The 25,514-nt window shown below is 59.6% G+C and carries 25 protein-coding genes; 20 read left to right on the top strand and 5 right to left on the bottom strand.

The window, feature by feature from the left end; all coding sequences use genetic code 11:
- Window positions 1–8: 8 nt before the first annotated feature.
- Entirely contained in the window at window positions 9–821 is an 813-nt protein-coding gene (locus M5G18_RS09410) for a cytochrome C assembly family protein (protein ID WP_007954625.1), read from the bottom strand.
- A gap of 209 nt (window positions 822–1,030) precedes the next feature.
- Between M5G18_RS09410 and ffh the strand changes: the two genes are divergently transcribed.
- The 6 genes from ffh to M5G18_RS09380 all read left to right on the top strand — a co-directional run bounded on the left by ffh (window position 1,031) and on the right by M5G18_RS09380 (window position 5,108).
- Window positions 1,031–2,407 (top strand): signal recognition particle protein, encoded by a 1,377-nt coding sequence (gene ffh, locus M5G18_RS09405; protein WP_007954627.1) that lies wholly within the window; start codon window positions 1,031–1,033, stop codon window positions 2,405–2,407.
- A 251-nt stretch (window positions 2,408–2,658) separates the two neighbouring features.
- A complete protein-coding gene (gene rpsP, locus M5G18_RS09400; RefSeq protein ID WP_003185073.1) occupies window positions 2,659–2,910 on the top strand; it encodes a 30S ribosomal protein S16 in 252 nt (83 codons plus the stop codon).
- A gap of 5 nt (window positions 2,911–2,915) precedes the next feature.
- Window positions 2,916–3,452: a ribosome maturation factor RimM gene (gene rimM / locus M5G18_RS09395; protein WP_007954628.1), complete on the top strand. Its 537-nt coding sequence runs from the start codon at window positions 2,916–2,918 to the stop codon at window positions 3,450–3,452.
- Between the two features lie 3 nt (window positions 3,453–3,455).
- Window positions 3,456–4,208, top strand: coding sequence for a tRNA (guanosine(37)-N1)-methyltransferase TrmD (gene trmD, locus M5G18_RS09390; protein ID WP_003221981.1), 753 nt, complete (start codon window positions 3,456–3,458; stop codon window positions 4,206–4,208).
- Window positions 4,209–4,253: 45 nt separating this feature from the next.
- Window positions 4,254–4,604: a 50S ribosomal protein L19 gene (gene rplS, locus M5G18_RS09385; RefSeq protein WP_003175895.1), complete on the top strand. Its 351-nt coding sequence runs from the start codon at window positions 4,254–4,256 to the stop codon at window positions 4,602–4,604.
- 90 nt (window positions 4,605–4,694) lie between these two features.
- Complete coding sequence (locus tag M5G18_RS09380; protein ID WP_011332614.1) at window positions 4,695–5,108, top strand: acyl-CoA thioesterase; 414 nt, start codon at window positions 4,695–4,697, stop codon at window positions 5,106–5,108.
- 27 nt (window positions 5,109–5,135) lie between these two features.
- Here M5G18_RS09380 and M5G18_RS09375 read toward each other — a convergent pair whose 3' ends face one another.
- Entirely contained in the window at window positions 5,136–6,944 is a 1,809-nt protein-coding gene (locus tag M5G18_RS09375) for a cation:proton antiporter (protein ID WP_273899735.1), read from the bottom strand.
- 107 nt (window positions 6,945–7,051) lie between these two features.
- Here M5G18_RS09375 and xerD point away from each other — a divergent pair, with 107 nt between their 5' ends.
- The 7 genes from xerD to M5G18_RS09340 all read left to right on the top strand — a co-directional run bounded on the left by xerD (window position 7,052) and on the right by M5G18_RS09340 (window position 14,199).
- Entirely contained in the window at window positions 7,052–7,948 is an 897-nt protein-coding gene (gene xerD / locus M5G18_RS09370) for a site-specific tyrosine recombinase XerD (RefSeq protein WP_085609146.1), read from the top strand.
- Between the two features lie 144 nt (window positions 7,949–8,092).
- Window positions 8,093–8,824 carry a bifunctional protein-disulfide isomerase/oxidoreductase DsbC gene (gene dsbC / locus M5G18_RS09365; RefSeq protein ID WP_007954633.1) on the top strand — a complete coding sequence of 244 codons (732 nt, stop codon included), beginning with the start codon at window positions 8,093–8,095 and terminating at the stop codon, window positions 8,822–8,824.
- A 132-nt stretch (window positions 8,825–8,956) separates the two neighbouring features.
- The gene (locus M5G18_RS09360; protein WP_018926703.1) at window positions 8,957–10,261 is read left to right on the top strand and encodes a homoserine dehydrogenase; all 1,305 of its coding nucleotides are present in this window, start codon (window positions 8,957–8,959) and stop codon (window positions 10,259–10,261) included.
- A gap of 66 nt (window positions 10,262–10,327) precedes the next feature.
- Window positions 10,328–11,737, top strand: coding sequence for a threonine synthase (gene thrC, locus M5G18_RS09355; protein WP_273899734.1), 1,410 nt, complete (start codon window positions 10,328–10,330; stop codon window positions 11,735–11,737).
- Window positions 11,738–11,856: 119 nt separating this feature from the next.
- Window positions 11,857–13,227 carry a transporter substrate-binding domain-containing protein gene (locus M5G18_RS09350; RefSeq protein ID WP_273899748.1) on the top strand — a complete coding sequence of 457 codons (1,371 nt, stop codon included), beginning with the start codon at window positions 11,857–11,859 and terminating at the stop codon, window positions 13,225–13,227.
- 118 nt (window positions 13,228–13,345) lie between these two features.
- Complete coding sequence (locus M5G18_RS09345) at window positions 13,346–13,753, top strand: response regulator (protein WP_273899733.1); 408 nt, start codon at window positions 13,346–13,348, stop codon at window positions 13,751–13,753.
- Between the two features lie 164 nt (window positions 13,754–13,917).
- A complete protein-coding gene (locus M5G18_RS09340; RefSeq protein ID WP_085697275.1) occupies window positions 13,918–14,199 on the top strand; it encodes a DUF3509 domain-containing protein in 282 nt (93 codons plus the stop codon).
- A gap of 174 nt (window positions 14,200–14,373) precedes the next feature.
- On the opposite strand, the gene M5G18_RS09335 is transcribed toward M5G18_RS09340, so the two are convergent.
- Together M5G18_RS09335 and M5G18_RS09330 are read right to left on the bottom strand one after the other, a co-directional pair.
- Window positions 14,374–15,267, bottom strand: coding sequence for a TIGR02285 family protein (locus M5G18_RS09335; protein WP_273899732.1), 894 nt, complete (start codon window positions 15,265–15,267; stop codon window positions 14,374–14,376).
- Window positions 15,268–15,280: 13 nt separating this feature from the next.
- Window positions 15,281–16,480 (bottom strand): CaiB/BaiF CoA transferase family protein, encoded by a 1,200-nt coding sequence (locus M5G18_RS09330; protein WP_207985137.1) that lies wholly within the window; start codon window positions 16,478–16,480, stop codon window positions 15,281–15,283.
- 146 nt (window positions 16,481–16,626) lie between these two features.
- Between M5G18_RS09330 and M5G18_RS09325 the strand changes: the two genes are divergently transcribed.
- The 4 genes from M5G18_RS09325 (at window position 16,627) to M5G18_RS09310 (ending at window position 20,891) form a co-directional block, all read left to right on the top strand.
- A complete protein-coding gene (locus tag M5G18_RS09325) occupies window positions 16,627–17,169 on the top strand; it encodes a YaeQ family protein (protein ID WP_011332624.1) in 543 nt (180 codons plus the stop codon).
- A gap of 54 nt (window positions 17,170–17,223) precedes the next feature.
- A complete protein-coding gene (gene recJ, locus M5G18_RS09320) occupies window positions 17,224–18,933 on the top strand; it encodes a single-stranded-DNA-specific exonuclease RecJ (protein ID WP_007954648.1) in 1,710 nt (569 codons plus the stop codon).
- A gap of 232 nt (window positions 18,934–19,165) precedes the next feature.
- Window positions 19,166–20,272, top strand: coding sequence for an NADH:flavin oxidoreductase/NADH oxidase (locus M5G18_RS09315; RefSeq protein ID WP_085609151.1), 1,107 nt, complete (start codon window positions 19,166–19,168; stop codon window positions 20,270–20,272).
- 91 nt (window positions 20,273–20,363) lie between these two features.
- Complete coding sequence (locus tag M5G18_RS09310; RefSeq protein WP_273899731.1) at window positions 20,364–20,891, top strand: GNAT family N-acetyltransferase; 528 nt, start codon at window positions 20,364–20,366, stop codon at window positions 20,889–20,891.
- Window positions 20,892–20,909: 18 nt separating this feature from the next.
- Here the strand turns inward: M5G18_RS09310 and M5G18_RS09305 are convergent, their stop codons facing one another.
- Window positions 20,910–22,538, bottom strand: a complete 1,629-nt coding sequence (locus tag M5G18_RS09305) for a glucan biosynthesis protein D (protein ID WP_007954654.1) — start codon at window positions 22,536–22,538, stop codon at window positions 20,910–20,912.
- A 403-nt stretch (window positions 22,539–22,941) separates the two neighbouring features.
- On the opposite strand from M5G18_RS09305, the gene M5G18_RS09300 reads away from it, so the two are divergent.
- The 3 genes from M5G18_RS09300 (at window position 22,942) to M5G18_RS09290 (ending at window position 25,489) form a co-directional block, all read left to right on the top strand.
- Window positions 22,942–23,127 carry a hypothetical protein gene (locus M5G18_RS09300; protein ID WP_007954656.1) on the top strand — a complete coding sequence of 62 codons (186 nt, stop codon included), beginning with the start codon at window positions 22,942–22,944 and terminating at the stop codon, window positions 23,125–23,127.
- 479 nt (window positions 23,128–23,606) lie between these two features.
- Window positions 23,607–24,860: an AAA family ATPase gene (locus tag M5G18_RS09295; protein ID WP_273899730.1), complete on the top strand. Its 1,254-nt coding sequence runs from the start codon at window positions 23,607–23,609 to the stop codon at window positions 24,858–24,860.
- A 2-nt stretch (window positions 24,861–24,862) separates the two neighbouring features.
- Window positions 24,863–25,489 (top strand): RloB family protein, encoded by a 627-nt coding sequence (locus M5G18_RS09290; RefSeq protein WP_273899729.1) that lies wholly within the window; start codon window positions 24,863–24,865, stop codon window positions 25,487–25,489.
- Window positions 25,490–25,514 lie beyond the last annotated feature (25 nt).

Here is a 25,514-nt window from a genome sequence, read left to right as displayed (position 1 = left end):
GCCGCCCGTCAGATGTGCAGGATGTATTCACGAACCAGTTTGCTGCCGAAATACGCGAGCATCAGCAGGCAGAAACCGGCGAGGGTCCAGCGGATTGCCTTGTGCCCGCGCCAGCCGAGGCGGTTACGGCCCCACAGCAGGACGCTGAACACGATCCAGGCCAGGCAGGCCAGCAGGGTCTTATGCACCAGATGCTGGGCAAACAGGTTCTCGACGAACAGCCAGCCGGAAATCAGCGACAGCGACAGCAAAGTCCAGCCGGCCCAGAGGAAACCGAACAGCAGGCTTTCCATGGTTTGCAGCGGCGGGAAGTTCTTGATCAGTCCGGACGGATGCTTGTGCTTGAGCTGATGATCCTGCACCAGCAGCAACAAGGCCTGGAACACCGCGATGGTGAACATGCCGTAGGCGAGGATCGACAGCAGGATGTGCGCGAGAATGCCCGGTTCTTCATCGATGACCTGCACCGTGCCGGTCGGCGCAAATTGCGCCAGCAGCACCGTGATCGCACCCAGCGGGAACAGCAGCACCAGCAGGTTTTCCACCGGGATCCGCGAGCAGGCCAGCAGGGTCAGGGCGATGACGGCCGCAGCAATCAGGCTCGAGGCGCTGAAAAAATCCAGGCCCAGGCCGATCGGCGTCAATAAATGGGTGAGCAGGCTGGCGCTGTGGGCCAGCACGGCGAGGACGCCGAGCGAGACCAGCAGGCGCTTGTTGGCCTTGGCGCCAGTGGCCAGGCGGGTGCCCTGATAGAGAGTCGCAGCGGCATAGAGAAGGGCGGCGGCGAGGGTGGTCAGCAAACTCGGTGACAAGGGGAGCATAAATCCTGTTAGGCAAGCCCGAAAGGGGCTGAGTTTGGCATAGAACCGCCATGGCACGAAAGACCGACAAGCTGACAGCGAGGTGTCCGCCAGACGCAGTCTTCGCTATAATCCGCGACCTGCCCACGCCGCAGGCTCGCCGAGCACATGTTGATTCCGGTCTGGGCCGCCATTATCCCGGTCTACACAGGGCCTGAAAGGATCGCGCAATGTTTGAAAACTTAACCGACCGTCTCTCGCAGACGCTGCGCCATGTCACCGGCAAGGCGAAGCTGACCGAGGACAATATCAAAGACACCCTGCGCGAAGTGCGCATGGCGTTGCTCGAAGCCGATGTCGCCCTGCCGGTGGTCAAGGACTTCGTCAATTCGGTCAAGGAACGCGCTGTCGGCACCGAGGTGTCGCGCAGCCTGACGCCGGGCCAGGCGTTCGTGAAGATCGTCCAGGCCGAACTCGAAAGCCTGATGGGCGCGGCCAACGAAGACCTGAACCTGAGCGCCGTGCCGCCCGCCGTCATTCTGATGGCCGGTCTGCAGGGTGCGGGTAAAACCACCACCGCCGGCAAACTGGCGCGCTTCCTTAAAGAGCGCAAGAAGAAGTCGGTCATGGTCGTGTCGGCGGACATCTACCGTCCTGCGGCTATTAAACAGCTGGAAACCCTGGCTAACGACATCGGCGTGACGTTCTTCCCGTCCGACCTGAGCCAGAAGCCGGTCGACATCGCCAACGCGGCTATTAAAGAAGCAAAACTGAAATTCATCGACGTGGTCATCGTCGACACCGCCGGTCGTCTGCACATCGACGAAGAGATGATGGGCGAGATCAAGGCGCTGCACGCCGCGATCAACCCGGTCGAAACCCTGTTCGTGGTCGATGCCATGACCGGTCAGGACGCGGCCAACACGGCCAAGGCCTTCGGTGATGCACTGCCACTGACGGGTGTGATCCTGACCAAGGTCGACGGTGATGCACGTGGCGGTGCCGCGCTGTCCGTTCGCGCGATCACCGGCAAGCCGATCAAGTTCATCGGTATGGGCGAGAAGAGCGAAGCGCTCGATCCGTTCCACCCGGAGCGTATCGCTTCGCGGATCCTCGGCATGGGCGACGTGCTCAGCCTGATCGAACAGGCTGAAGCGACCCTCGACAAGGACAAGGCCGACAAACTGGCCAAGAAGCTGAAGAAGGGCAAGGGCTTCGACCTCGAAGACTTCCGCGATCAGCTGCAACAGATGAAGAACATGGGCGGCCTCGGCGGGCTCATGGACAAACTGCCGAACATCGGCGGCGTCAATCTCTCGCAAATGGGCAATGCCCAGAACGCTGCAGAGAAGCAGTTCAAGCAGATGGAAGCCATCATCAACTCCATGACCCCGGCCGAGCGCCGCGACCCTGAGCTGATCAGCGGTTCGCGCAAGCGCCGGATCGCCATGGGTTCCGGCACCCAGGTGCAGGACATCGGTCGCTTGATCAAGCAGCACAAGCAGATGCAGAAGATGATGAAGAAATTCTCCGCCAAGGGCGGAATGGCGAAAATGATGCGCGGCATGGGCGGTATGCTGCCCGGCGGCGGCATGCCAAAGATGTAAAGAATCCGCGCCGGTCGTCGTATCGGCGCAGACCCTGCAAGGACGCAGGATCAACAGCAAACCCGCACTCGGCGGGAGCTGACCGGCCGTTTTGAACGACGGCCCCATATGCAAATCTGCACGGCATGCCATAGGCGCCGGAAAAAGTCATTTGCAAAAGTCCGGATATTCCTTAGAATATGCGGCCTTTCGGGCACCCATGCCCGCTGTGCATTTAGATTTGCAGCACCGACTACAGGAACGATGTTCACATGCTAACAATCCGTCTTGCCCTTGGCGGCTCCAAAAAGCGCCCGTTTTACCACCTGACCGTAACCGACTCCCGCAACCCGCGTGACGGTTCCCACAAAGAACAGGTTGGTTTCTTCAACCCTGTTGCCCGTGGTCAGGAAATCCGTCTGTCCGTGAACCAAGAGCGCGTTGCCTACTGGCTGAGCGTTGGTGCACAGCCTTCTGAGCGTGTTGCTCAGTTGCTGAAGGAATCTGCCAAGGCTGCAGCCTGAGCAGTATGAGCGCGACGCCAGAAAAAGCTGATGACCTGATCGTTGTCGGCAAGATTTTTTCGGTTCACGGCGTTCGCGGCGAGGTGAAGGTCTTTTCCTTTACCGATCCGATTGAAAACCTGTTGAACTACCGCAACTGGACGCTTCGGCGCGAAGGCGTGGTAAAGCAGGTCGAGCTGGTCAGCGGCCGATCCACTCAAAAGGATCTGGTTGCCAAGCTCAAAGGCCTCGACGATCGCGATGAAGCCCGTCTTCTGAGCGGTTACGAGATTTGCATCTCGCGAAGCCTTTTGCCCAACCTGACTGGCGACGAGTACTACTGGTACCAGTTGCAGGGTCTGAGCGTCATCAACCAGAACGAAGAATTCTTCGGTAAGGTTGATCACCTGTTGGAGACCGGCGCGAACGATGTATTGGTGGTCAAGCCCTGCGTCGGCAGCCTGGATGATCGCGAGCGGTTGTTGCCCTATACGGAGCAATGCGTGCTGGCAATCGACCTGGAAGCAGGCGTGATGAGGGTGGAATGGGACGCGGACTTCTAAGCAATGGCCAGCCTGCGCGTAGACGTCATTACGCTGTTCCCCGAGATGTTCTCGGCCATCAGTGAGTACGGCATTACCAGTCGTGCGGTCAAACAGGGGCTCTTGCAGCTGACCTGTTGGAATCCGCGGGATTACACGACGGATCGGCATCACACTGTGGACGATCGCCCGTTTGGCGGTGGTCCGGGCATGGTGATGAAGATCAAGCCCCTGGAAGATGCTCTGGTTCAGGCCAAGGCAGCAGCCGGGGAGGCGGCGAAGGTGATTTACCTGTCCCCCCAAGGCCGTCAACTGACTCAGTCGGCGGTACGCGAACTGGCGAAATCGGATGCATTGATCCTGATTGCCGGTCGCTATGAAGGCATTGACGAGCGTTTTATTGAAGCTCATGTCGATGAAGAGTGGTCGATTGGTGACTATGTGTTGTCTGGCGGCGAGCTGCCGGCCATGGTCATGATCGATGCGGTTACACGACTGCTGCCCGGAGCTTTAGGGCATGCGGATTCCGCTGAGGAAGATTCCTTTACGGATGGTCTGCTGGATTGCCCGCACTACACCCGACCTGAGGTGTATGCGGATCAGCGTGTTCCCGACGTGTTGCTGAGTGGCAATCACGCGCATATCCGGCGTTGGCGTTTACAGCAGTCCCTTGGTAGGACCTATGAACGACGCGCCGATCTTCTGGAAAGCCGCTCGCTTTCTGGAGAAGAGAAGAAGCTGCTCGAGGAATACATCCGCGAGCGGGACGATAGTTAACAACGTATCGATGGTAGATCAGACGATTTACCTTAGGAGCACAGCATGACCAACAAAATCATCCTTGCACTCGAAGCAGAGCAGATGACCAAAGAAATCCCTACCTTTGCCCCGGGCGACACCATCGTCGTTCAGGTGAAAGTGAAGGAAGGCGATCGTTCCCGTCTGCAAGCGTTCGAAGGCGTTGTAATCGCCAAGCGTAACCGCGGCGTGAACAGTGCGTTCACCGTTCGTAAAATCTCCAACGGTGTTGGCGTAGAACGTACTTTCCAGACCTACTCCCCGCAGATCGACAGCATGGCTGTCAAACGTCGCGGTGACGTACGTAAAGCCAAGCTGTACTACCTGCGCGACCTGTCGGGTAAAGCAGCTCGCATCAAGGAAAAACTGGCTTAAGTCCAGCTTCCGATGCAGAAAAAAGCAGCCTACGGGCTGCTTTTTTGTTGCCCGCAATTTATCCACAGCATTCCGTTTCAGGCCTGACCCATGACCCCTCGCGAGCAAGAAATCGAACGCCGCACCGAACTCTCGGTGACCCGCGTGACCAAGGCGGTTTTCCCGCCGACCACCAACCACCACAACACCCTGTTCGGCGGCACCGCGCTGGCCTGGATGGACGAAGTGTCGTTCATCACCGCCACGCGCTTCTGCCGTTTGCCGCTGGTGACCGTGTCCACCGATCGCATCGACTTCAATCACGCGATCCCGGCAGGTTCCATCGTCGAACTGGTCGGGCGGGTGATCAAGGTTGGCAACACCAGTCTCAAGGTCGAGGTGGAAGTGTTCGTCGAAAGCATGAGCTGTGACGGACGTGAGAAAGCCATTCACGGGCAGTTCAGCTTTGTTGCCATCGATGATGACAAGCGTCCGGTGCCGGTGCTGCCGGGTTTCGCGGCCTGATCCAGCACCGAGCCGCGATCCGATCTGTCAGGCGCTGCCACTCTCCGGCTGAATCAGCGCCACCAGCGTCCACCCCGGCCCCGGTTTCAGCACGGTTTCCGGCGACACGACATGCACCCAGCCGCTGTCATCGCGCATGAACAGCAGCGTCGCGCGATTGCCATGCAGCGCCCGGTAATCGTCCCAGCCAAACCCGTCCGTCAGCGTCGTGCTGTACAGGTCGGCACCCTGACCCAATTGGCTGGCGAGTCTGGCGTAAGTCAGCGCCTCGCTCCCCAGTTGATTGCCGCGATGTTCGAGGCTGGCGCGGTGCTTGTCGCTGCGACGGCTTTCCTGACCACTGGCGAGGCCGAACAGGCGTTGATGGCCAAAGTCATGACGAAAGCGCATGGCTGCCAGCGTATTGAGTTCGCCCGACGGTGACAGCGCCAGCAAATGTCCCAGTCCGACCAGGTCCAGATGCGCATCGGCGTGCTGCGAAGCTGGATTGCCGAAGTAGGTCGGCAAGCCCTCCATGCGCGCCGCTTTGATGTTTTCCCAGCTCGAATCCGTCAGCAGCACCCGGCTGCCCAGCTGTTGCAGCGACTTGCCGAGCAGACGGGCAGGCCCGTTCGCTCCGACGATCAGGAAGCCACTGGGCGCTGGTTCCGCAACCTTCAACAAACGGGCCAGTGGCCGGGCAGTCGCGCTTTGCAGCACGACGGTGCCGATGATGACGGCAAAAGTCAGCGGCACCAGCAACAACGCGCCTTCATGGCCGGCTTCATCCAGGCGAATCGCAAAGATCGCCGAGACTGCCGCCGCGACGATCCCGCGCGGGGCAATCCAGCACAACAATGCACGCTCACGCCAGCTCAGACTCGAACCGGCGGTACTCAGCACCACGTTCAACGGCCGGGCGATCAATTGGATCACCAGCAACAGAATCAGCACCAGTGGCCCGAGACCGATCAACGCGTTCAGGTCCAGTCGCGCCGCCAGCAGAATGAACAGCCCGGAAATCAGCAGCACGCTGAGGTTCTCCTTGAAGTGCAGGATGTGCCGCACGTCCACGCCCTTCATGTTCGCCAGCCACATGCCCATCAGCGTCACCGCCAGCAGCCCGGATTCGTGCATGACCTGGTTGGCGGCGATGAATATCCCCAACACTGCGGCGAGCGATGCCAGATTGTGCAGATACTCCGGCAGCCATTGGCGCCGGATGATCGTGCCGAGCAGCCAGCCACCGGCGACGCCGAACGCGCTGCCGCAGACAATCACCCCGCCAAACGTCAGCAGGCTCTGTTCCAGGCCATGACCTTCGGCCCGGGCGATGATGAAGCTGTAGACCACCACCGCGAGCAGCGCGCCGATCGGGTCGATCACAATCCCTTCCCAGCGCAGAATATTCGCGATCGAAGCTTTAGGCCGCACCACCCGCAGCATCGGTACGATCACGGTCGGCCCGGTGACCAGAGTCAGGCTGCCGAACAGGATGGCAAGCAACCAGTCGAAGCCCAGCAGCCAGTGGGTCGCGACCGCAATCACGACCCAGGTCGAGAGCGCGCCGATTGTGACCAGCCGATGCACGACGCTGCCGATCTCGCGCCATTCCGACAGGTGCAGGGTCAGGCTGCCTTCAAACAAAATCAGCGCCACGGCCAGTGACACCAATGGCATCAGCAACGGGCCGAACATTTCCTGCGGGTCGAGCCAGCCCAGCACGGGGCCCGCCAGAATGCCGGTCAGCAGCAGAAACAGGATCGCCGGCAGCTTCAGGCGCCACGCGAGCCATTGGCAGCCCAGCGCAGCGGCACCGATACCACCGAAAGCCAACAGAATTTGCTGCTCGTTCATTGAAGCTCCCTGTTCCTTGAAATAGCGGGCTATGAAAGACTAGCGGCCATTTCAACCGTTCACTCTTTATTTGCGCGCAGTGCCAAGCCTGCGTGTCTTGAGCGCCCATGCCTGCCATCGACCACCCACTGATCGACCAGTTTCTCGACGCCCTCTGGCTGGAAAAAGGTCTCTCCGACAACACTCGCGACGCCTACCGCAGCGATCTCGCGCTGTTCAACGGCTGGCTGCAGGACAAAGGTCTCGAACTGATCAATGCCGGTCGCGAACTGATCCTTGATCATCTGGCGTGGCGTCTGGAACAGAACTACAAACCCCGTTCCACTGCGCGATTCCTCTCCGGTGTACGTGGCTTTTATCGCTACCTGCTGCGGGAAAAACTGATTTCGGTCGATCCGACCTTGCGCGTGGATATGCCGCAACTCGGTCGGCCATTGCCCAAATCCCTGTCGGAAGCCGACGTTGAAGCGCTGCTCAAGGCGCCAGACCTCAGCGAAGCCATCGGCCAGCGCGACCGCGCCATGCTCGAAGTGCTTTATGCCTGTGGGCTGCGTGTCACCGAGCTGATCAGCCTGACCCTGGAACAGGTGAACCTGCGTCAGGGCGTGTTGCGGGTGATGGGCAAGGGCAGTAAAGAGCGCCTTGTACCGATGGGCGAGGAAGCGATTGTCTGGGTCGAGCGCTACCTGCGCGACGGTCGCGGCGAGTTGCTGGGCGGGCGCCCCAGCGATGTGTTGTTCCCCAGTCAGCGCGGTGAACAGATGACTCGGCAGACCTTCTGGCACCGCATCAAGCATCAGGCCAAGGTCGCCGGCATCGGTAAATCGCTGTCGCCGCACACTTTGCGTCACGCGTTCGCCACACACCTGCTCAACCATGGCGCCGACTTGCGGGTGGTGCAGATGCTGTTGGGCCACAGCGACCTTTCCACCACGCAGATCTACACTCATGTCGCCCGGGCACGTTTGCAGGATCTGCATGCCAAACATCACCCGCGCGGCTGAGCGCCGTTTTGTCTTGCGACAGGCGCATTCGGCCATGGGAGCCTTATGTGGTAGGCTTTGCCGGTTTGCACGATGGGCGGTTATGACCCGGTGTTCCGGCACGGGCGTTCTGATCGTTCCATTTGTCCGCCTTCAGGAGTTCTCATGCGTCTGACCCAGATTTTCGCCGCCGCAGCCATTGCGTTGGTCAGCACCTTTGCCGTCGCCGATGACGCGGCCGACAAAGCGATTCGCCAAAGCCTGGAAAACCTCCAGCTCGACGTGCCGGTGGACACCATCACCGCCAGCCCGCTGCCGGGCCTGTATGAAGTCAAGCTCAAAGGCAGTCGCGTGCTCTACGCCAGCGCCGACGGCCAGTACATCGTTCAGGGCTACATGTTCCAGCTCAAGGACGGCAAACCGGTCAACCTGACCGAGAAGACCGAGCGCCTGGGCATTTCCAAACTGATCAATGCGATCCCGGTGGCCGAGACCGTGGTTTACCCGGCCGTGGGCGAAACCAAATCGCACATTACCGTTTTCACCGACACCACCTGCCCGTACTGCCACAAGCTGCACGCCGAAGTGCCCGAGCTGAACAAGCGCGGCATCGAGGTGCGTTACGTGGCGTTCCCGCGTCAGGGCCTGGGCTCGCCGGGTGACGAGCAACTGCAAGCCGTGTGGTGCTCGAAAGACAAGAAAGCCGCCATGGACAAAATGGTCGATGGCAAGGAAATCAAGGCCGCCAAGTGCGAGAACCCGGTTTCCAAACAGTTCGCCCTCGGTCAGTCGATCGGCGTGAACGGCACACCGGCCATCGTTTTGGCCGACGGACAAGTCATTCCGGGCTACCAGCCTGCGCCACAAGTCGCCAAACTGGCGCTGGGCGCGAAGTAATTCGCATCGTCACGCTCAGGCGTTGACGAGCGTGGTCCGGCGGCAGGATTGCCGGGCCATCAACAGAGAGCCGCGAACCTGCGGTTGTTTTCACGGCCGGCCTCGTGTCGGCCGTTTTATGGGGAGTTCACAGTGAAACCGGTCAAAGTAGGCATCTGTGGGTTAGGGACCGTCGGTGGCGGAACCTTCAACGTACTTCAGCGCAACGCCGAGGAAATTGCTCGTCGTGCCGGGCGTGGAATCGAAGTGGCACAAATTGCCATGCGCACGCCAAAGCCTCAGTTCCAGACGACCGGTATTGCGATTACCAACGATGTCTTCGAAGTGGCCACGAACCCTGAGATCGACATCGTCATAGAGCTGATGGGCGGCTACACCGTTGCCCGCGAGCTGGTACTCAAGGCCATCGAGAATGGCAAGCATGTGGTCACCGCGAACAAGGCTCTGATTGCCGTTCACGGTAATGAAATTTTCGCCAAGGCACGCGAGAAAGGCGTGATCGTGGCATTCGAAGCGGCGGTCGCCGGCGGCATTCCGGTGATCAAGGCGATCCGTGAAGGCCTGTCCGCCAACCGTATCAACTGGGTTGCCGGGATCATCAACGGCACCGGTAACTTCATCCTCACCGAAATGCGCGAGAAGGGTCGCACCTTCGAAGACGTGCTGGCCGAAGCGCAAGCGCTGGGCTACGCCGAAGCCGATCCGACGTTCGACGTCGAAGGCATCGACGCCGCGCACAAGCTGACGATCCTGGCTTCGATCGCTTTCGGTATTCCGCTGCAGTTCGACAAGGCTTACACCGAAGGCATCACCAAGCTGACCACTGCCGACGTGAACTACGCCGAAGCGCTGGGCTACCGCATCAAGCACCTGGGCGTTGCACGCAGCACCGCCGCCGGTATCGAGTTGCGCGTACACCCGACGCTGATCCCGGCCGATCGCCTGATCGCCAACGTCAACGGCGTGATGAACGCGGTGATGGTCAACGGTGACGCTGCCGGTTCGACCCTGTTCTACGGCGCCGGCGCCGGCATGGAGCCGACTGCTTCGTCGGTGATCGCGGATCTGGTGGACGTGGTTCGCGCCATGACCTCCGACCCGGAAAACCGCGTGCCTCACCTGGCCTTCCAGCCGGACTCGCTGTCGGCCCACCCGATTCTGCCGATCGAAGCCTGCGAAAGCGCCTACTACCTGCGCATCCAGGCCAAGGACCATCCGGGCGTACTCGCTCAGGTGGCGAGCATCCTCTCGGAGCGCGGTATCAACATCGAGTCGATCATGCAGAAGGAAGTCGAGGAACACGACGGCCTGGTGCCGATGATCCTGCTGACCCATCGCGTGCTGGAACAGCACATCAACGATGCGATCGCCGCCCTCGAAGCGCTGGCGGGCGTGGTCGGTCCGGTTGTGCGGATCCGCGTCGAGCACTTGAACTAAGCCGATCTCCTTCACCGGTCCCGCCAGTGGGGCCGGTGTCGTGAACACTGTCCATTGGAGTCAGTCATGCGTTACATCAGTACCCGCGGCCAGGCACCGGCCCTGAATTTCGAAGACGTCCTGCTGGCCGGTCTCGCGACCGACGGCGGTCTGTACGTCCCGGAAAACCTGCCACGTTTCACCCAGGAAGAAATCGCTTCCTGGGCCGGCCTGCCGTATCACGAGCTGGCTTTCCGCGTCATGCGTCCGTTCGTCACCGGCAGCATTCCGGACGCCGATTTCAAAAAGATTCTTGAAGAAACCTACGGTGTGTTCGCCCACAACGCCGTGGCGCCGCTGCGTCAGCTGAACGGCAACGAATGGGTGCTGGAGCTGTTCCACGGCCCGACCCTGGCGTTCAAGGACTTCGCCCTGCAACTGCTCGGTCGTTTGCTCGACTACGTGCTGGAAAAGCGCGGCGAGCGCGTGGTCATCGTCGGCGCCACCTCCGGTGACACCGGCTCGGCCGCCATCGAAGGCTGCAAACACTGCGAAAACGTCGACATCTTCATACTGCACCCGCACAACCGCGTGTCGGAAGTGCAGCGTCGGCAGATGACCACCATTCTGGGTGAGAACATCCACAACATCGCCATCGAAGGCAACTTCGATGACTGCCAGGAAATGGTCAAGGCCAGCTTCGCCGACCAGAGCTTCCTCAAGGGCACCCGTCTGGTGGCAGTGAACTCAATCAACTGGGCGCGGATCATGGCCCAGATCGTTTACTACTTCCACGCAGCCCTGCAATTGGGCGGCCCGGCGCGCTCGGTGTCGTTCTCGGTGCCGACCGGCAACTTCGGCGACATCTTCGCCGGTTACCTGGCGCGCAACATGGGCCTGCCGATCAACCAGTTGATCGTCGCCACCAACCGCAACGACATCCTGCACCGCTTCATGAGCGGCAACCAGTACGTCAAGGAAACCCTGCACGCCACGCTGTCGCCGTCGATGGACATCATGGTCTCGTCGAACTTCGAACGCCTGCTGTTCGACCTGCACGGTCGCAACGGCGCTGCGATTGCCGGCCTGATGGATACGTTCAAGCAGGGCGGCGGCTTCAGCGTCGAACAGGAACGCTGGACCGAGGCACGCAAATTGTTCGACTCGCTGGCTGTGGACGATGCGCAAACCTGCGAAACCATCGCCGAAGTCTACGAGCAGACCGGTGAAGTGCTGGATCCGCACACCGCCATCGGCGTGAGAGCCGCTCGCGAATGCCGCCGCAGCCTGGACATCCCGATGGTGATTCTGGGCACGGCGCATCCGGTCAAGTTCCCGGACGCGGTGGAGAAAGCCGGTGTAGGAAAAGCTCTCGAACTACCTGCACATCTTTCTGATTTGTTTGAGAGAGAAGAGCGCTGCACGGTGCTGGCGAACGAGCTAAAAGCCGTACAGGCCTTTGTCAGCCAGCATGGCAACCGCGGCAAGCCTCTTTAAGCCCGCAAAGCTGTCACATTTTGAAGCCCGTCTCCTGACGGGCTTTCTTGTTTTTGCATGCCACACTGCTCGCGTTTCGCCCACCAAGGACGGGCGAGTCGATGACGAAGGATGTGGCAATGCGGTTTTTTTCAGGATTGAAACCAGCGCTGCGCTGGTTGTTTTTATTGGGATGTTTCGGGTTGTCGCAGTGGATCGAAGCAGCCCATCTGACGAAGCATTCCGATGCGCTGGAGGCGATTCAGCCCATCGAGCTGGATGAACATGAGCGTCAGTGGATTCGAGATAACCCACGGGTGACCGTCGCCTCGGTGCAATACCCGTTGTATCTGTTTCAGGACGAGCATGGCCAGTGGAGCGGCTTGAACAACGATGTACTCAAGCACATCAGTGCGATGACCGGATTGCAGTTCGTCCATCAGGAATCGTTTTCCACCGATCACATGCTGGACCGGCTCCAGAGTGGTGTGGCCGACATCAGTACGACGTTGGCAATGAACGACGAGCGCAAGACATTTCTGGACTTCAGTCACGCGTTCGGCGGTGCCGGTTGGGTGTTCGTCGGTCATTCGGAGGAGCCGGCGATACAGTCGCTCGAAACACTGGCCAAGCGGGTGCTGGTGCTGCCGGCCCGGCATGCGCTGGAGGACAGCATTCGACGCGACTACCCGTCGATCGAGATCCGTTCGGTCAAGACGTATGCCGAGGCGCGGGCACTGGTCGAGAGTGGCGAGGCCTACGCCACCATCGAAAACGAGATTGGCGCTCAGCTGTTTCCCTCCGGCCTGCTCAAGGTCGGTGGTCTCGTGGAGGGCAAGTGGGAGGCCGATCACCTGGCAGTGCGCAAAGGGCTGCCTGAGCTTCTGAGCATCCTCAACAAGGCATTGGGCGCTTTCTCGGCGGCCGAACTGCGTGCCATGCGCCTGAAGTGGCTGGATGGCATTTCCCCCGCTCCAGTACCCTCGTTAGGCTCGCTCCTGATCAAGTGGGGTTGCTGGATGATGGGCGCGCTTGGCGTGTTCGGATTATTGCCCTTGCTGTGGAACCGTCGATTGGCGGCCGAGGTAAAACAGCGACGGGCGGCCGAAAAGGATCTGGGTGATCAACTGGCCTTTCAGCACGCACTGATCGACGCGATGCCCGACCCCGTGTTCGTGCGCGATCTGCAGGGCCGGTTGATCATGTGCAACCGCAGTTATGAGGATGCGCTGTCGGTCCGGCTGGAGCAGGTGCAGGGCCGGATGCTGTTCGAGTTCGATGCACTGCCGCAGGCCACGGCTTTGATGCTGCATGACGAATTCATGGCCCAGCTGTGCACGCGTAAAACGCGTTTCAGCAAACGGCAGCTGATGTTCAAGGGCGGCCCCCGTCAGATCTATCAGTGGACGGTGCCGTTTTACAGTGCCGATGGAAAACTGCGCGGCCTGCTTGGGGGCTGGACGGACATCACCGAGCGGCGGAAGGAGAGTGGGTGTCGATGTCTGCATTAAAGATGGGAAAAGTCCTATAAGCCGCGATTCCTTTTCTGATGGGAGGCTTAGGACGACTGCCCTAGAGTGACAGACCACTGCGGCGTGAATCCGCGATTGTCGCTCCAGAGGTCGTCCCATGCGCTCGCTCAAGATCCTGATTCTCGAACCCAACCCGTTCCAGCTGATGGCGTTGCACCAGATGCTCAACGCCATCGGTATTTACGATGTGCTGACCGCGCCGTCGCTGGGTTCGGCAAAGCGCTCACTGGAGCGCCGCGGAGCCGTCGACATCGCCGTGTGCAATCCACAGTTGCAGAGCGGCGACGGGTTGGCGCTGATCCGGCATCTGGCCGACCGGCAAGCAGCGCGGGCACTGATTATGGTGGGGGCTGTGGCACCCGCCATGCTGGATGATCTGGAAACCTTGCTGGGCGAGCACCGGATCACCTTGCTGGGTCGTCTGCACACGCCAGTCTCGGCGGTGTTGATGAGAAGCCTGCTGGACACCTACATGATGATCCCCCGGCATTGCGTCGACGCTTGAACCCCATGGTTATTTTTCTGTCATCTTCGCCATGCATGCTCCGATAGGCCGGTGACGCTCCGGGAGAGGCCGGCGGCAGGCAGAACTTTCCTCTCGGGCCGGTGGTCATTTACTGTGAACACGCCCCAGACACTGTGTTTTCGGACTATTGAGTGGAGATCGAGATGGAAAGTATCAGTCTATTGCTCGGTGAGGCTCTGAGCCCGTATCAAGTAACGTTGACCCCTCGCGGTCGCCACGGCGAATGCCTGGTGACCTTGAAGAACGGCAACGGCGCGATCGTGGTGGAGCGCGAATTCAATCAGGCGCAATTGAGCGACAAGCGCCAACTGACGGATGTGGTCGACGGCCTGCACCGTGACATCCTGATTGCCGAAGGTCGGCTGGAACCCTGTGTGATCGCCGCGTTGCGAAACGCAGCCCTCGACAAGCATCCGACCCTCTGAAACTGATTTTTCGTTTGTGGGAACCTTCCTGCATCCAGGTCAGTCAGACCCCGTAACAGCAGGATCAAGCATTGTGCTCCGGTGCTTGTCGCTTGCTGCTACGGGTCTTTGATACAGACCACGTTTAACCCCGAGTCGTCTCCCCACTTCTCGGGGTTTCTTTTTGCCCGGATTTCACTGCGCGGCTTGTTGCTCGAAGAAAATCCGCGCCTGCTCCAGATAATCCTCGCGCCTCTCGGGGTCGAGCCAGTCGGCGTAGAGCTGGTTGAGGTGTTCGTGGGGCAGGGTGCGCAACAGCTGATTGATCTCCGTAATCGCCTGTCGACCCGCCGTGGTGTCGGTGCAGCCGACATGGCCCGACAGGTACTTGCCCGTGCCGCGAATCGGGAAGAACAGCAGTTCGTCTTCGGCGATCTCGGCCTGGCGCGCCTGGTAACGGATTTCCGGCCAGTAACCCAGTACCACCTGCAAACGCCCCAGACGCTGCATCGACAGCAGGCTGCTGAGCGCATCGTTGCCGTAATGCGGCGTCAGCGCGCCGCTCGGTGCCTGATGCAGCAATGTATCGATGTACTCGCCATAACTGCGTTCCGCGACCACTCCGACTTTTCGCTCGCCGTTGGCCAGAAACGCCGACAGATCGACTTCGCCCTCGACCAGAAACGGCTCCAGCACTTCACGGTCTCTCTGGCGCACCACCAGGCCATTGCTGACCGCACGGAACGCGGGAATGGAGAACGCGATCCACTGTGCCCGTTCTTTGTTCCAGATCAGCGACGGATCGCAGGCAAAGGGATGTTCATGAAGCATTTGAATGCCACGGGCGCGATTGACCCGCATCAAGGTGTGTTCGTATTGCGGCATGCCGGCAATCAGCATCGGCATCAATTGATCGATAACGCCCTGGCCCTTTTTCGGGCCTTCAAAGATCGTCAGCGGCGGTAGGTCGCGCAGCAGCCAGATCAACGTCGGTTTGGCCTGCGCCCACGTCGGCAGCACCAGCAGAAATAGCAGGCCGAACAACCGCCAGGTCCACCAATGGTGGGCGCGGTTCGAGGCCGAGGGCATCAGGCGCTTCAGCTCAGATGGCTCCGTCTTCGCGCAGCCGGGCGATCTGCTTCTCGTCGTAGCCAAGATCGTGGAGTACCTGCGCATTGTGTTCACCGAGCTGCGGTCCGACCCATTCGGACGTGCCGGGTGTATCAGAGAGTTTCGGCACGATTCCCGGCATCTTGAAGGGTTTGCCGTCCGGCAGTTTGGCGTGCAGGAACATTTCCCGGGCCAGGTACTGCGGATCATTGAACATGTCTTCGGCACTGAAGATTCGGCTGGCCGGCACTTCGGCCTGGTTCAGCAGGTCCAGCACGGTTTGCAGCGGCAACGAATTGACCCAGCGGTCGATCACGCCGTACAACTCATCGCGGCGAGTGTCGCGCCCGTCATTGCTGGCCAGCGCCGGGTCATTGGCCAGATCTTCACGGCCGATGATCAGCATGAAGCGTTTGAAGATCGCATCGCCGTTGGCGCCGATCTGCACGTGTTTGCCGTCGGCGCTGGTGTGGATCGACGACGGCGTGATGCCCGGCATGATGTTGCCGGTGCGCTCGCGAATGAACCCGAACACATCGAACTCCGGCACCATGCTTTCCATCATGGCGAAGATTGCTTCGTACAACGCCACATCGACCACCTGGCCGAGACCGCCGTTGACCTCGCGATGACGCAGGGCCATCAACGCGCCGATCACGCCCCACAGGGCGGCAATCGAATCGCCGATGGAAATCCCGGTGCGTACCGGCGGGCGGTCTTCGAAACCGGTGATGTAGCGCAGGCCGCCCATGGATTCGCCGACAGCACCGAAACCTGGCTGATCTTTCATCGGCCCGGTCTGGCCGAAACCGGACAAACGCACCATCACCAGTTTCGGGTTCAGCGCATGCAGGGTTTCCCAGCTCAGGCCCAGTTTCTCCAGCACACCGGGGCGGAAGTTCTCGATCAGGATGTCGGCTTCACCCAGCAGTTTTTTCAGGATCGCCAGGCCGTCGGGGTGTTTCAGATTCAGCGTCAGGGACTTTTTGTTGCGGGCCTGGACGAACCACCACAACGAGGTGCCTTCATACAATTTGCGCCATTTGCGCAGCGGATCGCCGCCGTCCGGCGATTCGATCTTGATCACTTCCGCGCCGAACTCGCCGCAGATGCGCGAGGCAAACGGCCCGGCAATCAAAGTACCCAATTCAATGACTTTCAGACCGCTGAGCGGTTTGTTGGCGAACGGCATGCGAGATCCTGTAGGACAAGGCTGAGCAGATACAGCGTTTTAACATAGCCGGCTGTCAGTCGCGCAAGGTTGATTGCCATCAATTCGTGGATTGCCTACAGCATCGGTTAGACTTGCCGACTTTCCTCGTATCAAGAAGCCCGTTCATGGCCCAGCCGTCCACTACCTACAAATTCGAACTGAACCTCACCGATCTCGACCGCAGCGTCTACGAGAACGTGAAGCAGACCATCGCCCGTCACCCTTCGGAAACCGAAGAACGCATGACCGTACGCCTGTTGGCCTACGCGCTCTGGTACAACGAGCAACTGTCGTTCGGTCGTGGTCTGTCGGACGTGGATGAACCTGCGCTGTGGGAAAAGAGCCTGGACGACCGTGTCCTGCACTGGATCGAAGTCGGCCAGCCGGACGCGGATCGCCTGACCTGGTGCTCCCGTCGCACCGAACGCACCAGCCTGTTGGCCTACGGCAGCCTGCGTGTCTGGGAAGGCAAGGTGATCCCGGCGATCAAGAACCTGAAGAACGTCAACATTGCCGCTGTTCCTCAGGAAGTGCTGGAAACCCTGGCCAAGGATATGCCCCGCGTCATCAAGTGGGACGTGATGATCAGCGAAGGCACGATCTTCGTCACCGACGACCGTGGCCAGCACGAAGTCCAGCTCACCTGGCTGCAAGGCGAACGCGGTTAAGTCCGCGCTACTCCCGAAAAATCCCACGTATTCAAGAGAAGCTCCTGTCACCCCATGCGTATCGATCCTCGCCCGTTGCCCGCTACTCTGCCGTTTCTCGGTGAACTGCCACCGCTACTGACCCGCCTGTACGCGGCGCGGGGCGTGCAGTCCGAGGCGGAGCTGGACAAGAGCCTGGCGCGGCTGATTCCGTTCCAGCAACTCAAAGGGATCGATGCGGCGGTGGACCTGCTGGTGACGGCGCTGGAGCAGCGTCAGCGGATCCTGATCGTCGGCGATTTCGACGCCGACGGCGCGACGGCCAGCACCGTCGGCGTGCTCGGTTTGCGCCTGTTGGGCGCGGCGCACGTCGATTATCTGGTGCCGAACCGCTTCGAATACGGCTACGGCCTGACCCCGGAAATCGTCGAAGTCGCGATGACCCGCGAGCCGCAACTGTTGATCACCGTCGACAACGGTATTTCCAGCGTCGAAGGTGTGGCGGCCGCGAAACGTCACGGTTTGAAGGTTTTGATCACCGACCACCACTTGCCCGGCGATGAACTGCCGCAGGCCGATGCGCTGGTCAATCCGAACCAGCCCGGCTGCGAGTTCCCGAGCAAGGCGCTGGCCGGGGTCGGGGTTATTTTCTATGTGTTGATGGCTTTGCGCGCGCGCCTGCGCAGTCTCGGCTGGTACGAGAGCAAACCACAGCCGAACATCGGTGAACTGCTGGATCTGGTGGCACTGGGCAGCGTTGCCGACGTGGTGCCGCTGGATGCCAACAACCGGATTCTGGTGCACCAAGGCCTGGAACGAATTCGCGCCGGACGTGCGCGGCCGGGGATCAAGGCGATCCTTGAAGTGGCCAAACGCGAAGCTTCGCGCATCACGTCTACCGACCTCGGTTTTATCGTCGGCCCGCGCCTGAACGCGGCGGGGCGTCTGGATGACATGAGCCTGGGCATCGAATGCCTGCTGACCCACGACGCTGCGCTGGCGCGGGAAATGGCCGCGCAACTGGACGGCATGAACCAGGATCGCAAATCCATCGAGCAGGGCATGCAGCGTGAGGCGCTGGCCCAGCTCAAGGACTTGCCGGTTGAGTCGATGCCGTTCGGTCTTTGCCTGTTCGATCCGGAATGGCACCAGGGTGTGATCGGCATTCTGGCGTCGCGGATGAAGGAGCGGTATTTCCGCCCGACCATCGCCTTCGCCGATGCCGGTGACGGCCTGCTCAAGGGCTCGGGGCGTTCGGTTCAGGGCTTTCATATTCGCGATGCGCTGAGCGTGGTCGCGGCGCAGCATCCGGATCTGATCGCCAAGTACGGCGGCCACGCGATGGCGGCCGGTCTGACCTTGCCGCAGGAGAATTTTCCGTTGTTCGCCGAGGCATTTGACGCCGAGGTACGTAGGCAGCTTCGCGAAGAAGACCTGACCGGGCGCCTGCTCTCGGACGGCACGCTGGCAGTCGAGGAATTTCATCTGGAACTGGCCCGCGCCCTGCGCCACGCCGGGCCATGGGGTCAGCATTTCCCGGAGCCGCTGTTTCACGGCGTGTTCCAGTTGGTCGAGCAGCGGGTGGTCGGCGAGCGGCACCTCAAAGTGGTGCTGAAAACCGAATGTGGTTCGGTGAAGCTGGATGGCATCGCCTTCGGGATTGATCGCGATATCTGGCCGAACCCGACGATCAAATGGGTCGAACTGGCCTACAAACTCGATCTCAACGAGTTTCGCGGCAATGAGACCGTGCAGTTGATGATTGCCCACATCGAACCGCGCTAAAGGTCGTTGCGCCCCTTGCTGAAGGGGCGCAGGCATCTTCAATTGTGCTGTTTCATTTCTGAACCCTCCCTCATCCCCGGATGTCGACTAGGCTCTAAGCACTGCTTGATTGGCCTTGTGACGTCTTGTCGAATTTTTTGCCCGCGGGGGCGGGTGCTGCACCTTTTTCCTGTCACTCGTCGACTTTTCAAACAGAACCCTGGAGCCTGCCCACTGATTTGAGAGGTGCCCCATGAGTCTGCTGCTTGAACCCTTTACCCTTCGCCAACTGACCCTGTCCAACCGCATCGCCGTGTCGCCCATGTGCCAGTACTCCAGCGTCGATGGCCTGGCCAACGACTGGCATCTGGTGCACCTCGGCAGCCGTGCAGTGGGGGGCGCTGGCCTGGTATTTACCGAAGCCACGGCGATCACGGCCGACGGGCGGATCACCGCCGAAGACCTGGGCCTGTGGAACGACGAACAGATCGCACCGCTGCAACGCATTACCCGTTTCATCAACGCGCAGGGCGCAGTGGCCGGCATTCAACTGGCCCACGCCGGGCGCAAGGCCAGCACCCATCGGCCGTGGATCGGCAAGCACGGCAGTGTCAAACCGGATGACGGCGGCTGGACGCCGGTGGGTCCTTCGCCGATTGCCTTCGACCCGCAACACACCCAACCGAAACAACTTGATGAGAGCCAGATCGCCCAGGTCATTCAGGACTTCGTGGCAGCAGCCAAACGTGCTCTGACCGCCGGTTTCAGTGTGGTCGAGGTGCATGCGGCGCACGGTTATCTGTTGCACCAGTTTCTGTCGCCGCTGAGTAATCAGCGGCGTGATCAATACGGCGGTTCATTCGAAAACCGCATTCGTCTGGTGCTGCAAGTGACCGAGGCGGTACGCGCGGTGTGGCCGGAAGAACTGCCGGTGTTTGTGCGCCTGTCGGCCACGGACTGGGTCGAGGACGGCTGGAATCCGGATGAAACCGTAGAGCTGGCGCGACGCCTGAAAGCCTTGGGGGCCGACCTGATCGACGTGTCATCGGGCGGCACGGCGGTTAACGCCGAAATCCCCGTGGGGCCGGGTTATCAGACGCGCTTCGCCGAGCGAGTGCGCAAGGAGTCAGGCATCGCCACCGGCACCGTGGGAATGATTACCGAGCCGGCCCAAGCCGAGCACATCCTGCGGACCTGTCAGGCCGACATCATCTTCCTCGCCCGTGAGTTGCTGCGTGATCCTTACTGGCCGCTGCATGCCGACGATGATCTGGGCGGGCGCAAAGCGGTATGGCCGGCACAGTATCAACGTGCGACCCATCGGGATCAGCCGATTCACGAGTCTGATCTGCGGGATTGATTCCGACCGGTCGCAAAGCCTATAAAACCCGCCATTGAACCGGCGGGTTTTTTCTTGCCTGTCGTTTGGAATCGCAAAGGAATGGACCGCAATGTTGATCGAACGAGAGCTGACTGAATCGGACTTGCCGCTGCTGGCGCTGATCGACCGCAGTGAGTTGGTCGAAGAGTGTTATCGCGTGGAAAACGGTGAGCTGGTTCTGTATCCGGCGCGTTTCGACATGCGCGGCTGGCCCGAAGGTGAGGCGGAGGAGAATGCGCGCGCACTGGAAAAATGCTGGCGCAGCGGCGGGTGGCTACGCGGGATTTTCGATAGAGAGACACTGGTGGCGGCGGTGGTTGTGGATAACCGGGTTATTCACAATCAGGGCCTGAAGATGCGGCAGTTGAAGTTTTTGCACATCAGCCGTGCCTGGCGCGGGCAGGGATTGGGCGGGCGATTGTTTGCACTGGCTTGCGAGCATGGCCGAGAGGTCGGCGCCGAGGCGTTGTACGTCTCGGCGACCGAGTCGCGCAATACCGTGGAGTTCTACCAGCGCCAGGGTTGCCGGTTGCTGACGCAACCGGACCCCGAGCTGTTTGATCTGGAACCCCACGATATCCACTTGTACTGCCCGTAGGCCTGACGGCTCAACGCATCAAGGGTATTTGCGCTTGTCCGGCGCCGGCGGGAAGTACTGGTACAACCAGGTTTCGCTCAACGTGCGGTCATTGGTGCGGATGAACAGTCGCAGTTCAACCGGCTCCACGCTGTCATTGGTCGGGTACCAGTCGAACAGGATCCGGTAGCCCTTGATGTCATCCAGCACCAGCACGCTGAAATCCTGCACCTTGCCGTTGGAGCAGGTCACCACCGGTTCGATCCCGGTGCCCTGCGGCAGGCGATCCAGACCGCCACCGGTGAAGTCCACGGCAAAACGACGGGCCCAGACCGGCGGGTAATGCTCACCCGGTGCCCAGCCTTCGACGAATCCACCCATGCCCGAACGGGTCGCATGCACCCGCGCCAGCGGCGTGCCAACCGGCGGCAGGGCGCTCCAGTAGAGCTTGTAGCCGTAGTTCAACGAGTCGCCGGCAGCCACTGGTTTTTTCGGCGTCCAGAACGCAACGATGTTGTCGAGGGTTTCGCCGGTTGTAGGAATTTCCAGCAGATCGATGGAGCCTTCACCCCACGCAGTTGTAGGTTCTACCCACAGGCTCGGACGCTTGCTGTACCAGTCGACGGTGTCCTGATAGTTGGCGAATTCGTGATCGGTCTGCACCAGACCGAAACCTTTCGGATCGGTGTCGGCGAAGGCGTTGAATTGCAGGGTCGCCGGGTTGTTCAGCGGGCGGCAGATCCACTCGCCGTTGCCGCGCCACATGGCCAGACGATCCGAGTCGTGGATTTGCGGGTGAATGGTGTCGCACATCCGGCGCTCGTGGGTGCCGCAGCTGAACATGCTGGTCATCGGCGCGATGCCCAGTTGTTCGATGGCGGTGCGGGCGTTGATGTGGGCGTCGACTTCCATCACCACGCGCTCGGCCTGGCAATCGATGTCGAAGCGATAGGCGCCGGTCGCGCTCGGCGAGTCGAGCAGGGCGTAGACCACGAAGCGGGTCGCGTTCTGATCCGGAGTTTCGAACCAGAACTTGGTGAAGTCGGGGAATTCTTCGCGTTTCTTGGCGTAGGTGTCGACGGCCAGGCCACGGGCGGAGAGGCCATATTGGCCAGTGGCATCCACCGCGCGGAAGTAGCTGGCGCCGAGGAACGACACCACGTCATGCCGATCCAGTTCCGGCGCCTTGAACAGCTTGAAGCCGGCAAAACCCAGGTCGCCCTTGAGCTGCTGGGTGTCGACCGAGGTGTTCTCATAGTTGAACAGCTGAGGGCGGAAATGCACCTCGCGGGCCGTGCGGGTCTTCGGATCGACGCTGTACATGCGCACCGGCTGACGGAAACCCATGCCGACGTGGAAGAACTGCACATCGAGCTGACCCTTGTTCTCCTTCCACAGCGAATGCTCGCCGTCGTAGCGGATCGCGTTGAAGTTCTGCGGGGTCATGGTCGCCAGGGTCGGCGGCAGCACCTGTTTGGTGTCCTGATACGCGCTGCCGGCCAGCTGTTTGGCCTGGCGCTTCAGCGTTTCAAAGTCGAAGGCCTGGGCTTCACCGTCGGCGGCACCGCCAGAGGCGGCCCAGGCGCGTGCGGCGAGCAGGCCGGAGGCGGAAAGGCCGGTGTAAGCCGCAATGGCCATGGACGCTTTGAGCAAATTCCTGCGGTGCATAGATACAACCTGTCGTGGACAATCCCGCGCCGTTCCTGGCACGTACTGGATCAGAAATTACGGTTCGGACAAGCCTTCGGCCAAACGCTACGGACTAGTAACAGATGCCCGCTAGCTTAATCCGTTCGCTGATTTTGCAAAATTCATTGATAGCACGGCGACAGCGTCTCAATGAAACAAGACGTTACGGTTACTTATCCCACAGCCTTTTCTGATTTATAGGGCATATCTGCTTTTTTCGACTAATTACTCTAAAAACAGCTTTTCAGCGCCGATTTAATTTCTATTCTATGGGCATCGCCGGTCACGACCCATCCGACCGGCAGGGCTCAAATCGCTGCTTAAAGGAGCAGGGCGATGCGGTTTTCGAAAATTTCTGACGTACTGGAAAAGGACATCGTCCATGACAAAAGGACAAGGCATCACCGAAATGTTGGGCATCTTTCCCTGCCTCACCAACGTCCGGCGAAGACGCCGGCTCAGTCCCGATGAACTGAAGCTGGTGGAGCGTTACCGGGAGTTGTCGGAAAGCGACCGGATTGCGATGCGGTATCTGGTGGATGCGATGAGGAGTGTTTCGCGGTTTTGAAGTGAAAAACCAAAGGGGCGGACTGTGAAGTCCGCCCCTTTTTCATTCTTGAGACTTACCGGGGATGCTGCGGTTGCATCACCCCTTCGACAAGTTGGGTGGCGAACCGAGTGGCGTTCGAAGTCGGGTTACTTCCCGTCAACACGGCAAACCCGGAAGGCCCGCGCCACGCGGCCCGCCATAACGCAGAACTGAGGTTCGGAAAAACCACAGTTCAATGAAGGGCAAACACCGTGTTGACAGATTTCCGGCTTCGACCCCAGCGACTAATTGGGCTGCAACGGGGCAAAGCCTATCGGTCAGGCGCTAGCGGTGCCAGGTCTACTCTGACGACGCTGGTTGTAGGAATTGAAGATCCTTCTCGTAAGCAGCGTCTGTAGGAATTTCCTGTTTTTGCATGTCCTGCAGAGAGGCAGCCCCTAAGCCGCAGTTTTTCCTTTATTTATTCGAATTCCAGGAATGAACTGCAGGTTTTCTACATGCTGATCGAATTTTCGGTTTCCAATTACCGCTCGTTTCGGGATAGGCAAACCCTGTCCATGGCGGCCACTCCTCGTCTGAGCAAATCGAGTAATACCTTCAAGCCTCCCATCACTGCTGAAAGACTCCCTGATTTATTGAAGGTCGCGGCAATCTATGGCCCGAACGCTGCCGGGAAATCTTCATTGATTCGCGCAATGGGGATCGTGGGACGCTTGATGGCGGTTCCTTCGGGATCAAATGACGATGCACTGCCGGTTTCACCTTTCCGGTTTGACCGGGCTTTGAATGATGCCCCCAGCCTCTTTGAGTACGACTTTATACAAGCCGGGCTGCGTTATCGGTTCGTGCTCGGACTGACTGCCCAGAGGGTTGTTCAGGAGCAATTGCTCGTCTATCCCAAAGGAAAGGAAACCCTGCTCTATCGGCGCCAGTTTGATGTCGAGGGCGAGCACTATGTGTTTGGTAAAACCCTTGAGGGTGGCAAGGAAGTACACAATGCCTGGCGTCGTTTAACCAGTCCTAAGATGTTGTTCATCACGCAAGCCGTTGCCAATAGCAGCGAAGAATTGAGCCAGTTGCGCTCACCGTTCAGTTGGTTTCAAACCGGGTTGCTGGTAGTGGAACAGAACAACATGCTTGGTTTGTCCACTGCGTCGATTCGGTTTCTGAAAATGGTCAAGAACCATACAAGTGATCTTCGCGACTTTCTCAAGGCTCTGGATATTCCTGTATCGGCCATTCAACTCAACGCGGACGAAGACATAGCGACCTCGGGCAATGGAAAACTGACTTTGAAAGATTTCTTCGCGGCGGCGCAAAAGGACAAGTTGACCCTTACGCATTCCAGTGTCTCAGGTGACGCCGACTTCGATTTTTCTGAAGAGTCGTGTGGAACAAAGAATCTGATCGGCTTCTGGTTACCTTGGTTCATGATGAATCAGGCCGGGAGGAGCGGGGTCTTGTGTGTCGATGAACTGGACAGCAGCCTTCATCCTGAAATCGTGGCTGACTTGATTGGCAAGCACTTGAGCAGTGGTCTGGACACTCAGCTGATCTTTACCACTCATGACACGCATCTGATGAATGAAAAGATTCTCAGGCGTGATCAGTTCTGGATCACCGAACGCGATGCCCATGGCGCTACCAGCCTGTTTTCCGTGCACGATTTTGAGGGACGGGAAAGTGAGGATGTCGAGAAACGCTATTTCGAAGGCCGTTATCGCGGATTGCCGCTGATAAGGCGGGATTGAGAATGGTGGGTTCGAACAGGTCGTTTGATCGAAAGGGTTCACGTTTCAAGTCGCAACCGAAAGTGTTGGTCCTGTGTGAGGACAGTAAGTCAGGGAAGCGTTATCTGGAGGAGGCCGCATTTTATTTTCGGGCCAAGGCACAAGTTGAAATCGTCCATTGCGGCATTACGCATCCGAGCGGGATAGTCGAGCGCGCGGTTGTGCGACAAAAGCAGTTCGACAAAGTGTTCTGTGTGTTGGATCGTGATACTCACTTGTGCTTCGAGCGGGCATTGAATGTTGCGAGGTCTCATTCCAGGATCACGGTTATCGCCTCGTATCCATGTTTTGAGTTTTGGCTTCTGCTGCACTTTGGTTTCAATCGAAAGCCTTTCAGGGCGGTCGGGAAAAACTCTCCGGGTGATCTGGTTACCAAGAGCCTGAGAGCGAAGCCCGGCATGTTCAGATATGAAAAGGGAAAGGACATCAGCTATTTCACTCAACTGCTTGGAGAACCATTCAATGTGGCGAGAGCGCTGGCACCGAAAATTCTTGAGGATGTTTCTGTCAGTGGTGAGCCCAACCCAAGTACCGAGATCCACTTACTGATGGATGAGTTTGAAGCCCTCTCCAAACCCCAGTTGATCTAGTCATGCGAACCATGCCCGCATCCCT

This window comes from Pseudomonas aphyarum (assembly GCF_028657055.1).
GTDB lineage: Bacteria > Pseudomonadota > Gammaproteobacteria > Pseudomonadales > Pseudomonadaceae > Aquipseudomonas > Aquipseudomonas aphyarum.
The sequence above is the reverse complement of the archived record's forward strand: the minus strand, read 5'-3'. Positions and strand labels throughout refer to the sequence as shown.